Annotated in this window: 9 protein-coding genes; 3 read left to right on the plus strand and 6 right to left on the minus strand. The window is 62.3% G+C overall.

Translation table 11 applies throughout. From position 1 onward, the window contains the following. The coding region (locus EPO09_RS08745) for a GNAT family N-acetyltransferase (protein WP_290642236.1) at positions 1-625 on the minus strand (625 nt) is incomplete at its 3' end. A 189-nt stretch (positions 626-814) separates the two neighbouring features. Here EPO09_RS08745 and ptsP point away from each other — a divergent pair. Then, the gene (gene ptsP, locus EPO09_RS08750; RefSeq protein WP_290642220.1) at positions 815-2605 is read left to right on the plus strand and encodes a phosphoenolpyruvate--protein phosphotransferase; all 1791 of its coding nucleotides are present in this window, start codon (positions 815-817) and stop codon (positions 2603-2605) included. 32 nt (positions 2606-2637) lie between these two features. On the opposite strand, the gene EPO09_RS08755 is transcribed toward ptsP, so the two are convergent. After that, positions 2638-4575 carry an ATP-binding cassette domain-containing protein gene (locus tag EPO09_RS08755; RefSeq protein WP_290642222.1) on the minus strand — a complete coding sequence of 646 codons (1938 nt, stop codon included), beginning with the start codon at positions 4573-4575 and terminating at the stop codon, positions 2638-2640. Positions 4576-4708: 133 nt separating this feature from the next. Here EPO09_RS08755 and EPO09_RS08760 point away from each other — a divergent pair, with 133 nt between their 5' ends. Beyond that, a complete protein-coding gene (locus tag EPO09_RS08760) occupies positions 4709-6667 on the plus strand; it encodes an ATP-binding protein (protein ID WP_290642224.1) in 1959 nt (652 codons plus the stop codon). Continuing rightward, positions 6664-7431 (plus strand): response regulator transcription factor, encoded by a 768-nt coding sequence (locus EPO09_RS08765; protein WP_290642226.1) that lies wholly within the window; start codon positions 6664-6666, stop codon positions 7429-7431. The genes EPO09_RS08760 and EPO09_RS08765 overlap by 4 nt, the downstream gene beginning before the upstream one ends. Positions 7432-7443: 12 nt before the next feature. Here the strand turns inward: EPO09_RS08765 and gshB are convergent, their stop codons facing one another. The 4 genes from gshB to gshA all read right to left on the minus strand — a co-directional run. Continuing rightward, entirely contained in the window at positions 7444-8400 is a 957-nt protein-coding gene (gene gshB, locus EPO09_RS08770; RefSeq protein ID WP_290642228.1) for a glutathione synthase, read from the minus strand. Further along, positions 8397-9581, minus strand: a complete 1185-nt coding sequence (locus EPO09_RS08775; protein ID WP_290642230.1) for a benzoate/H(+) symporter BenE family transporter — start codon at positions 9579-9581, stop codon at positions 8397-8399. Before EPO09_RS08775 ends, gshB begins: the two co-directional genes overlap by 4 nt. Before the next feature lie 26 nt (positions 9582-9607). After that, positions 9608-11515 (minus strand): potassium transporter Kup, encoded by a 1908-nt coding sequence (locus tag EPO09_RS08780; protein ID WP_290642232.1) that lies wholly within the window; start codon positions 11513-11515, stop codon positions 9608-9610. Between the two features lie 94 nt (positions 11516-11609). Then, positions 11610-12330 (minus strand): glutamate--cysteine ligase (gene gshA, locus EPO09_RS08785; protein WP_290642234.1); only part of this gene is annotated, 721 nt, incomplete at its 5' end.

Below are 12330 nucleotides of genomic sequence, written 5' to 3' on the forward strand. Positions count from 1 at the left end.
GCAACTGCTCCCACAGGCTGGCGGCGACGTGGCCGCCGTCGCGCATGCTGATGCTGGCGCAGCCGATCATGGTGTCCAGATCGTTGCGAACCATGAACTCGGCCAGCGCGCCCCACAGCGCCATGATGGCGCCGCCGTGGCGATGGTCGGGGTGCACGCAGGAGCGGCCCAGCTCGACCATCTTGCCGCGCAGGGGGCGCAGGCGGGTGAGGTCGAATTCGGTTTCGCTGTAGAGGCCGCCCACGCGCTTGGCTGCATCGGGCGTCATCACGCGGTAGGTGCCGATCACTTCGCCGGGTTCGCCGTTGTCGGAGCCCAGGCGCACCAGCAGGTGCTCGCAGTAGCTGTCGAACAGGTCGATGTCGTGGCCTTCGGGGCTGCCGGGCGGCACGCTCAGGCGCGCGCCCATTTCGCCGGCGAAGATGTCGTATCTCAGGCGCTGCGCAGCGCGAACATCTTCTTCAGTGCGAGCCCAAACGACTTCCAGGGCCTGCCGTTGTTTGCCACCAGTGAGCTGCTGTGTGTCAGAGCTTGGGTGAAGTGACCTCCGGGCGGCGCGGGATTCGGCCGAAAGTTGGGAGGACAGGTCTGCCATCGGCAGGGTGGGCAGGGGGAGGTCACGCATCGTCATCTCCAGTCGTGTGGGCTTCATGGACATGAGATGGCAGTGTTGCCATGGCCGGTGACGCCCCCGTGAACTTGTCATGACATTTGCGTGAATGGCGCTTGAGCGGCCCTGGGGCATTTGATCCGCGTTAATCCTCATGACAAATCCTGAAACACGGAGCAGGTCCACGCTGCTAGGATCGGGTGTATGAGCATCCAGATATTCGGTTTGCCCGTCTCCCGGGGGGTGGCCATTGGCCGGGCCGTGCTGGTCGCATCCAGCCGGGTGGACGTGCCGCACGTTTTCATCGATTCAACCCTGATCGATGAAGAAGTGGCGCGCCTGTACACCGCCCGCGATGTGGTGGCCGATGAGTTCGAAACGCTCAAGCGCGATCTGCCCGCCGATGCGCCTGCCGAACTGGCCGCCTTGCTGGATGTGCACCAGATGCTGCTGCAGGACGAGGCCTTGATGGGCGCCGCCGCAGACTGGATTCGCCAGCGGCACTACAACGCCGAATGGGCGGTATCGGCGCAGTTGGAAGTGCTGGCCCGCCAGTTCGACGAGATGGAGGATCCTTACATCCGTGAACGCAAGGCTGACCTGGAGCAGGTGATCGAGCGCCTCTTGCGCAGCCTGAGCCGAGGTGAGCCCTCGCCCGTGCCGGACGCCAATCGCAGCACGCGCGATTTTGGCGGTGACGAGCCCCTGGTGCTGGTGGCCAATGACATCGCCCCGGCCGATATGCTGTCCTTCAAGCGCAGCGTGTTCACCGGTTTCGTGACCGATGTGGGCGGCAAGACTTCGCACACGGCCATCGTGGCGCGCAGCATGGATATTCCGGCCGTGGTGGGTGCCCGCCAGGCCAGCAGCCTGATCCGCCAGGACGATTGCATCATCATCGACGGGGATGCCGGCCTGGTGATCGTCGATCCCTCGCCCATCGTGCTGGAGGAATACCGCTTCCGCCAGCGCCAGAGCGAGCTGGAGCGTTCACGCCTGGCCCGTTTGCGCCATACCCCGGCCGTCACGCTGGACGGCGAACGCGTCGAACTGCTGGCCAACATCGAGATGCCGGAAGACGGCCCTGGGGCGCTGGAGTCCGGTGCCGTGGGCGTGGGCCTGTTCCGTAGCGAGTTCCTGTTCATGGGTCGGGCAGACAACCTGCCGGACGAAGAGGAGCAGTACGACGCCTATCGCCGCGCCGTGGAGGCCATGAAGGGCCTGCCCGTGGTCATCCGCACGGTGGACGTGGGTGCCGACAAGCCGCTGGAAGGCATGTCGGCCAGCGAGTTGCGCCACGAGTCGGTGCTGAACCCGGCGCTGGGACTGCGTGCGATTCGCTGGAGCCTGGCCGAGCCCAGCATGTTCCGCCGCCAGTTGCGTGCGCTGCTGCGTGCCGCGCACCATGGCCCGGTCAAGATCATGATCCCCATGCTGGCCAGCCAGCGCGAGATCCGCCAGACGCTGGACAACATCGCCCATGCGCGCCGTCAACTGGCCGATTCAGGCAAGCCGTTCGGCGAGGTCGAGTTGGGCGCGATGATCGAAGTGCCGGCTGCGGCCCTGACCTTGCCTGTGTTCCTGCGCTATTTCGATTTCGTGTCGATCGGCACGAACGACTTGATCCAGTACACGCTGGCGATTGACCGTGCCGATGAGGCCGTGGCCCATCTCTACGATCCCTGGCACCCCGCCGTGCTGCAGTTGATGCACTCGACGATCCAGCAGGCGCGTGCCGCAGGCAAGGGCGTGAGCGTGTGCGGTGAAATGGCGGGCGACCCGACTTTCACCGAGTTGCTGCTGGCCATGGGCCTGCGCACGTTCTCGATGCATCCTTCGCAGATCGCGTCGGTCAAGCAGCGCGTGCTGCGCGCCGATACGCGTCGCCTGGCGCCTTTGGTGGATGCGGTGCTGCAAAGTGAAGAGCCTGAAGCGACCTGCATCGAGCTCTTCTCTCAAGGCGGCGGCAGTCAGGCCATGCAGATGCGGGCCTAGGTGCGGGCCTGACTGACTGCGCGCGGGCGTGCTCAGCGCGGGCTGAGCAATTCCCAGCGTTCCAGCAGCATCATCAACTCTTCGTCGATGACTTCAACGCGGGCGTGCATGGCGGCCACATTGGCGCCTTCCTTCTTGTAGATATCCGGGTCGGCCAGCTGCTTGTTCAGCTCAGCCTGTTCGGTTTCCAGCGCCTCGATGCGGGCGGGCAGCTCGTCCAGTTCGCGCTGCTCCTTGTAGCTGAGCTTGCGCTTCGGGCTGGCCACCACGGGCGCGGCAGGTGCCGCAGCAGGTGCCGTGTCAGTCGCCACGGCCACGGGTGTGCGGGTGTTGGCTTCAGGCGTTTGCTTGGTGGCGGCGGCGATGTTGGCGGCACCAGGCTTGCCAGCGGCAATGGCCTTGGCGCGGCGTGACTGGATCAACCAATCTTCCACGCCGCCTTCGTATTCGCGCCAGGCGCCTTCACCTTCGGCGACCAGGGTGCTGGTGACCACGTTGTCGAGGAAGCGGCGGTCATGGCTGACCAGGAAGACAGTGCCGGGGTACTCGGCCAGCAGGTCTTCCAGCAGGTCGAGCGTGTCGATGTCCAGGTCGTTGGTGGGTTCGTCCAGCACCAGCACATTGGATGGCTTGGCAAACAGGCGCGCCAGCAGCAAGCGGTTGCGCTCGCCGCCGCTGAGCGTGCGCACGGGGGAGTTGGCGCGGGCGGGCGAGAACAGGAAGTCCTGCAGATAACCCATCACGTGCTTGCGCGAGCCGTTGATCTCGATCCACTCGCTGCCGGGGCTGATGAAGTCGGCCAGGGTGGCGTCCAGATTGAGGTTGTCGCGCATCTGATCGAAGTAGGCCACGTTCAGGTTCGCGCCTTGTTTGACCGTGCCGCTGTCGGGCTGCAACTCGCCCAGGATCATCTTGAGCAGCGTGGTCTTGCCAGCGCCATTGGGGCCCACCAGGCCGACCTTGTCCCCACGCAGGATGGTGCCCGTGAAACCCTTGACTACCGCACGGCCTCCATAGGTCTTGCCGACGTTTTCCAGCTCGGCCACGATCTTGCCGCTGCGATCGCCTTGCGAGACTTCCATCTTGGCGCGGCCAACCACATCGCGGCGTGAGGAGCGTGCATCGCGCAGGCCTTCCAGGCGCTTGATGCGGGCCACTGAGCGCGTGCGGCGGGCTTCCACGCCCTTGCGGATCCAGACTTCTTCTTGCGCCAGCAGCTTGTCAAAACGCGCGTTGGCCAAGGCTTCGTCGGCCAGTTCGCGCTCCTTGAGGCCCTGGTAGGCAGCAAAGTTGCCGGGGTAGCTGCGCAGGATGCCGCGGTCGAGTTCGACGATGCGGGTGCAGACGTTGTCCAGGAAGGCGCGATCGTGGGAAATCAGCACGATGCTGCCTTTGAAATCGACCAGCAACTCTTCCAGCCAGGTGATGGCATCCAGATCCAGGTGGTTGGTGGGCTCGTCAAGGAAGAGCACATCAGGGCTGGCGACCAGGGCGCGGGCCAGGGCCACACGCTTTTTCATGCCGCCCGAGAGGCTGGCAATCGACAGATCGGCCGAGAGATTCAGGCGCTGCATGGTTTCTTCGACGCGCCGCTCCCAGTTCCAGCCGTTGCGGGCTTCGATCTGGGTCATGAGGGCGTCCAGGTCATCGCCTTCCGCGTGGGCTTCAAAGCGTTCGCGCAACTCGCGGATGTCACCCAGGCCTTCGCTCACGGTGCTTTCCACCGTGGCGCCATCGCTGAACGTTGGTTCCTGGGGCACATAAGCCAGTTCGATGCCTTTTTGCACCTGCACCTGGCCATCGTCGAGCTTGTCCAGGCCCACCATGATCTTCAGCAGGGACGATTTGCCTGTGCCATTGCGGCCAATCAGGCCGACGCGTTCGCCTGTTTCCAGGGCGAATTCGGTGTGGTCAAGCAGGGCAACGTGGCCAAATGCCAGGCAGGCGTTGCTCAGGGTCAATACAGCCATGTGAAATCCAGTGGTCGATTCAGGGCCTCCAGGGGCCTCGCGCGTGATGTTCGAGATGCGCGGGTCTGCACGGGGCCTGATCGAGGGGGTGTCGGTAACCCGGTATTGTCGCCGCTCGCGCGACAATGTGCGCATGGGTTCATGGAAGGTCCTGCGTTGGTGCCTGTTCGGGCTGATGGCATGTGTGCTGGGCGCGGCAGGCACGGCCTCAACCGTGTCGCCCGTGGAGCCCGTGGTGCATGCAAGCATGAGCATGCCCGCCTCGCCTGTTGCGGGACCAGCTCTGTTCGGATCTGTGCCTGCTGTGATCCTGCAGGGCGACCAAGCCTCCCGCCTGGATGAGGCCTGCATCCTGCCCGGATCGGATACCCCGCCGGATCAAGGCTCGCCCTGGCTGCATGTGCGCCTGCCGCATCGCTGGAGCGCGACCCACCCTGGCTTTCGAGGCGCGATGTGGTACCGCTTCAAGGTCATCCTGCCGCATGCGCCCTCCGGCATCTGGGCGGTCTACCTGCCGCGTGCCGTGATGAATGCGCAAGTCTGGGTCAATGGCATGCCCATGGCCTATTCGGGCTCCATGAGCGAGCCCGTCACGCGCAACTGGTATGTGCCGGCGCTGGTGCAGGTGCCCGCTCGCGTCTGGCAGGAGGGCGAGAACCTCATTCAGATCAAGGTGGTGAGCGGCTATGCCAGCCGGGATGGCCTGGCACCCATTCAGGTCGGCCCCCTTGCGCAGTTGGAAGAGCCCTACAGGTGGCGTGCCATGCTGCAGGTGGATGGGACCTACTTTGCCAACATTGCCATGCTGGCGCTGGGCGCCTTCATGGTCATCGTGTGGTGGCGGGATCCCGATCTGGGCGCCATCGGCTTTCAGGGGGCCGCAGCCATGCTCTGGGGGATCGGCAATGCAGCCTGGGTAGCATCGCGGTCCTTCCTGCCGCCGGCCATCTGGGAGCGCGGCGCCTTTGTGACCATGGCGTGGTCGGCCTTGTTGATGAGCCTGTTCTTCAGGCGTTTTGCCGGTCGCCGATCTCAGCGCTTCGAGGCTTTCGTCCTGTTGCTGCTTGTGGCCACACCGGTCTGGGCCACGTTCCAGTTCACGGTCGTGGGGTGTGCCCAAGCCTTCTGTGTGGTGTACGCGGTCTTCATGGTCTGCATGGTGCAGGCCATCTTTTCGCTGATCCTTCATCGCCGGCGTGATCGTGAATGGTTCCTGGGCGGTTGCGCCTTGCTGATCCCCGCTGCTGCACATGATCTGGCTTTTCAGATCAACTTGCTGCCGTTCGACTCGATTTACCTGTTGCCCTATGTCAGCCCCGTGATGATGAGCTGCATCTTCTACGTGCTGGCGGGTGACTATGGCCGTTCTCGGCGGGCGCTCAATCGCCTCAATGGCAGCCTGGCTGACACGCTGGCGCAGCGTGAAGTTGCGCTGCGTGAGAGTTTCGAGCGTCTGGCCGAACTGGAGCGGGCGCAAGCCGTCTCAGCCGAGCGCAGCCGCATCCTGCAGGACATGCACGATGGCGTGGGTGCGCACTTGACCTCGGCGCTGCGGCAACTGCAATCACCGCCTGGCCGACCGGTGGATGTGGGCCTGGTGACGCAGACTTTGCGTGATTCTCTGGATCAGCTCAAGCTGTCGGTTGATGCGCTGTCCTTGTCGCCCGGTGACGTGGTGGGCCTCTTGGCCAGCCTGCGTTTTCGGATCGCGCCACGGCTCAAGGCCGCAGGCCTGGAGTTGGTATGGGATGTGACCGAGCTCCCGCACTGGCCGCAAGGGCACGCGCCTGCGCTGCGTCAGTTGCAATACATCCTGTTTGAAGGGCTGTCCAACGTGCTGCAGCACTCTGGTGCCACGCGCTTGACCTTGTCGGCCAGGGACGCCGGTGATCACCTGCAGGTCAGCCTGATTGACAACGGCCGCGGCTGGCACAACGAAGGAGAAGGGCAGGGCCTGCAGACCATGCGTGGGCGTGCCAGCGTGATCGGCGCCCGCATTGAATTCCTCACGCCGCCAGAAGGCGGTGCCGAACTGCGCTTGATCCTGCCCATGCAGCGTGATGGCCACCTTGATTTATCCTCCGCAGCATGAGCTCATTGGCAACACACGAAGTCTGGCGCGTGGTGCTGGTTGAAGACAACCAGGCTACGCGTACCTTTCTGGAATCCTGCGTGCAGGGACACCCGCAACTGCAACTGGCTGCCTCGTTCGGCACCCTGGCGCCTGCGCGAGCCTGGTTCGAGCAAGAAACGGCCGATCTGCTGCTGGTCGACCTGGGCTTGCCTGATGGCAGCGGGCTGGACTTGATGCGTACGGTGCGCCAGCGCTGGCCGCAGTGCGACATGCTCGTGGTGTCCATGTTCGGGGATGAGGCCAATGTGCTGGCCAGCATCGAAGCCGGTGCCGTGGGCTATGTGCACAAGGATGATGAGGCCGCTGACATCGCTGAGACGCTGCTGGCCGTCAAGCGTGGCGCCTCGCCGATATCGCCGATGATTGCGCGGCACTTGCTGCGTCGCATGCAGCCGGCCGTGTCTGCTGCGCCTGCCGCGGCATTGAGTTCGCAGCCGACGGCGCCCGTTGTGTTGAATTCATCGCAGGCCGATGCCGAAGCCCCCATCGTGCTCAGCCGCCGCGAGCAGGAGGTGCTGGAGTTCATCGCACGCGGCTTTTCCTATGCCGAGATCGCTCGTCAGCAAGGCATCACCGTGCACACGGTGCAGACCTACATCAAGAAGCTGTACGGCAAGCTGGCCGTGCATTCGCGCAGCGAAGCTGTGTTCGAGGCCAATCGCCTGGGGCTGCTCAACAGCTTCGGTGCGCAGTTCAAGGCCACCGGGCCGGGTGCGCTCTGATCAGGCTGTGGATCAGGCCTGCTGGGCCTGCAGCTTGTTTTCCAGCGCATCGATGAAGCGCTTGGCCACATCCCAACCCGTTTGCTGCGTGATCTCCTGAAAGCAGGTCGGGCTGGTCACGTTGATCTCGGTGAGTTGCTCGCCGATGATGTCCAGGCCGACCAGCAGCAGGCCACGTGCGGCCAGGATGGGTCCCAGATGGCGGGCAATGGCCCAGTCTGATTCACTCAAAGGCTGGGCGACACCTTTGCCACCCGCAGCCAGATTGCCACGCACTTCGCCGCCTTGCGGGATGCGGGCCAGCGCGTAAGGCACGGGCTCGCCATCGATCAGCAGCACGCGCTTGTCGCCCTGCGCGATGGCGGGCAGGAACTTCTGCACCATGATGGTTTGCTGGCCGTCCTTGGTCAGCGTTTCGGCGATGCTGCCCAGGTTCAACCCGTCTTCTTTGACACGGAAGATGCCCATGCCGCCCATGCCGTCCAGGGGCTTGAGGATGATGTCCTGATGCGTGGCGTGGAAGGCGCGCACCGCTTCGATGCTGCGCGTAACCAGCGTGGGCGCGATGTAGAGCGGGAATTCGAGGATGGCCAGTTTCTCTGGGTGTTCGCGCAGCGCCTGCGGCTTGTTGAACACGCGCGCGCCTTCACGCTCGGCCTGCGTCAGCAGGTGGGTGGTGTAGAGGTACTCGGCATCGAAGGGCGGGTCCTTGCGCATCAGCACGGCGTCCATGCTGGCCAAGGTCACCTCGGCGGCTTCCTGCTCGGCAAACCAGTCGTGTGCGTCACCCGTCAGCGTGATGCGCCGCGATTGCGCCTGCACCTGCCCGCCGCGTTGCCAGATGATGTCCTGGGGTTCACACGCCCACAACTCATGTCCTCGCGATGCGGCCTCGCGCATCATCGCGAAAGTGCTGTCCTTGTAGGTTTTGAAGGTGTGCAGCGGGTCGGCGACGAAGAGGAGCTTCATGGTGAGTCTATGTCGTTGGTAGGACGAGTATGGAAGTTTTCCACGAACAGCGTCAGCGTGCCGGCGACCAGTCCCCAGAACGCGGAGCCTACGCCCAATAGTGTCACGCCCGACAGCGTCACCAGAAACGTGATAAGGGCGGCCTCTCTGAAACGGTCCTCGCGCAACGAGGCGGCCAACCCGCTGGCAATCGTGCCCAGCAAGGCCATGCCTGCCACGCCCATGATCAAGGCCGAAGGAAAAGCGTTGAGCAGACCCGCCACCGCGCCGCCCAGCACGCCCATGGCAATGTAGAACAGGCCGGCCATCACCGCAGCGGTGTAGCGCTTGGCCTTGTCGGTATGGGCATGCGGGCTCAGCACGATGGCAGCCGTGATGGCGGCCAGATTGAAGGTGTAGCCGCCAAAGGGCGCGAGCAAGATGGTGGCCACGCCAGACCAGCTCATCAATGGCGATACTGGTGCCGCATAGCCGGATACGCGAATTGCCGAGACGCCCGGCACTGCTTGAGACGCCATGGTCACGATGAACAGCGGCAAGCCCATGCCAATCACCGCATGCCAGGACCACTGCGGCGTCACCCAGACGGGCTGGGCCCAGCTCAGCTTGAGTTCGTGCGTGTTGAGCAGGCCTTGTGCGGCAGCCAGGCCCGTGCCAATCACCAGCACGCCCAGCACGGCATAACGCGGCCACCAGCGCTTGCCCACCAGATAGGTCACGAGCATGGTCACGACCAGTGCGGGGTGCGTGGAGCCGCCCGCAAAAGCCATCAAGGCAAACTTGGCCAGGATGCCGGCCAGCAGCGCAGAGGCGAGCGCCACGGGGATGCGGTCCATGATGCGCTCGAACCAGCGCGTCACACCACACAGAAGCATGAGCACACCGCAGACCAGGAAGGCGCCGGTGGCCTCACCCAGCGAGATACCCGTGGCCGCACTGGCGATCACGGCGGCACCAGGTGTGGACCAGGTGATGAGAATCGGCTCGCGTTGCCACAGCGACAGGCCGATCGTGGTCAGGCCCATGCCGAGGCCCAGCGCCAGCACCCATGAGCTCACCTGCTCGGGCGTTGCCCCCAGCGAGCGTGCGGCGTGGAAGATCAGCGCAATCGTGCTGGTGAAGCCCACCAGCGTGGCCACAAAGCCCGCCGAGACGGCTGCGGGCGACAAATCCCGCAGCACGTGGGGCTTGGGCGCGGTGTGTGCGCTCAGATCTCGACCTTGGATCCCAACTCGACCACGCGGTTGGCTGGCAAACTCAAGAAGCCCGCAGCGTCGGCCGCATTGCGATGCATGCTTGCAAACAGCTTTTCACGCCATGGTGCCATGCCCGAACCGATCGTTGGGATAACGATGTCACGTGACAGAAAATAGGATGTTTCCATTGGTTTTGGCTCAATTCCGTGATGCGCCAGCAACTTCAGGGCTTGAGGAACATCAGGCTGGTCCATAAAGCCGAAGTTCAACGTAATTTGCCAACAGTCGTGGTTGAGCGATTCAATTTCGACGCGGTTCGCTTCTGGGATCCACGGTATTTCGTGGGATCGGACCGTGACAAACAAGTTCTGACGGTGCAGCACTTTGTTGTGTTTTAAGTTGTGCAACATCGCATTAGGCGTGTTGCTTTTTTCTGCATTCAGGAAGACTGCGGTTCCTTCAACCCGTGTTGGAGGACTCTGGAATATCGCATCGAGAAAGCTAGGAAGATCAATTGCGTCGAGCCGCAGAGCGTCAGCCATGAGAATTCGACCACGCTTCCAGGTCAACATGATGCTGAATACAAAGCCGGCGATCATCAAGGTGAACCAACCGCCGTGCAGCACCTTCAGGATGTTCGAAGAGAAGAAAATCAGTTCGATTACCAGGAAAAAACCGGTACTCCCTGCGCACAACAACCAAGGGTAGTTCCAGCGATACCGCATGACAAAAAAGATCATCAAGGTGGTCAACACCATGGTGGCCGTGACTGCAATTCCGTACGCGGTCGCTAGCGCACTGGATGAACCAAAAATACCCACGGCGATGACGATCGCAGTGAACTGCATCCAGTTGACCGACGGAATATAAATTTGACCAGCCTCTTTGACAGACGTATAGACCATATTCAGACGAGGCAAATAGCCCAACTGAATTGCTTGTTTGGTCACAGAGAACGTGCCGGAAATGGTGGCCTGAGACGCGATGACGGTGGCAATCGTTGCTAACCCAACCATAGGCAATAACGCCCAGCCAGGCACCATCAGGAAGAATGGATTGTCTACGGCTTCTGGTTTGGCCAGCAGCAGGGCACCTTGTCCAAAATAGTTCAGGATCAGGGCAGGAAAAACCAAGGTGTACCAAGCCAATTGGATAGGTAGTTTGCCAAAATGCCCCATGTCCGCGTATAAAGCTTCGGCACCTGTAACAGCAAGGAATACGGAGCCGAGCACCAGCATGGTTGTCCAGCCGCGCTCCATGCCAAAGTGGATGGCCCAATAGGGATTCAATGCTTGTAGCACCTCAGGTTGTCGCATCACCCATAGTCCACCAAAGCCCGCCAGGGAAGCGAACCAGATTACCGTGATGGGGCCGAAGAACTTGCCTACGGCTCCTGTGCCGTGTTTCTGCATGGCATACAGGCAGGCAAGGATCATCAACGTGATGGGGGCAATGTAGGACTTGAACGCTGGGGTGGCAATCTCCAGACCTTCAACTGCCGAGAGCACTGAAATGGCAGGAGTAATCACGCCATCGCCGTAAAACAACGCGGCTCCCAAAATACCCATGACGATCAGTACATAGCGAAGACGAGGTTTGGACTCGGTGGCACTGGATGCCAACGCCATGAGCGCCATGGTGCCTCCCTCGCCATTGTTGTCAGCCTTCAGAACCAGCGCGACGTATTTGATCGATACGACGATGGTCAACGTCCAGAAAACCATCGACAACACACCCAGGATGTTGTCATGGTTGAGAGGCGCATGGCCGGTGTTGAACACCTCTTTCAAGGCGTAAAGAGGGCTGGTTCCAATGTCGCCATATACAACGCCAAGCGCACCGAGTGTCAGCGCAGCGAGTTGGGCGCCCTTGGGATTAGACCTTGCTGTGTGGGCTTGCCCTTCTTCAGTGGTTTGCACGATCAGGCGATGCAGTTCAACACGTCGCCATTGTGCCGCCGAACCTGAGCATTTTTATTGCGCTGCACAAGCCCAAGGCTTTACCTGTGGCCAATCAGCTGTAGATTTCGGCGTTGGGATCCGTGGCTTCCAGCTCGTAGCTGGCAGCCAGCATGGCCAGTCGTCCGATAACCCCATACATGTAGAAGCGATTCGGTGCGCTGACGCCCGGTTTGACGCCAGGGCGAGGCAATTGCGTCTGCTCGGCAAAAGCCAGGGGGACGAAGCTGGAGCCAGGGGCATTGAGGTTCTCGTCGATGCCGCGGTCGGCATGCACGCGGTAGAAGCCACCCACCACATAGCGGTCGATCATGTAGACCACGGGCTCGGCCACGGCGTCATTCATCTGCTCGTAGGTGGGCACGCCTTCCTGGATGATCACGCGGGAGACTTCCTGGCCATCCTTGACCACGGACATCTTGTTGCGCGTGCGGCGGTTCAGATCGACGATTTCCTTGGCATCGCGCACGGTCATGATGCCCATGCCGTAAGTGCCGTTGTCGGCCTTGACGATGACAAAGGGCTTCTCGTTGATGCCGTATTCCTTGTACTTGCGGCGGATCTTGTTGAGCAGGGCATCGACCTGAGACTCGAGGCATTCGCTGCCCGTGCCTTCCTGGAAGTTGACCTCGTCACACACCGAGTACATGGGGTTGATCAGCCATGGGTCCATGCCCAGCAGCTTGGCAAACTTCTTGGCAACGGCCTCATAAGCCTCGAAGTGCTGGCTCTTGCGGCGCACGGCCCTGCCGCCGCTGCACGCCGGCTGGGCCGTG

It is taken from the genome of Aquabacterium sp. (assembly GCF_004297345.1).
GTDB lineage: Bacteria > Pseudomonadota > Gammaproteobacteria > Burkholderiales > Burkholderiaceae_C > Aquabacterium.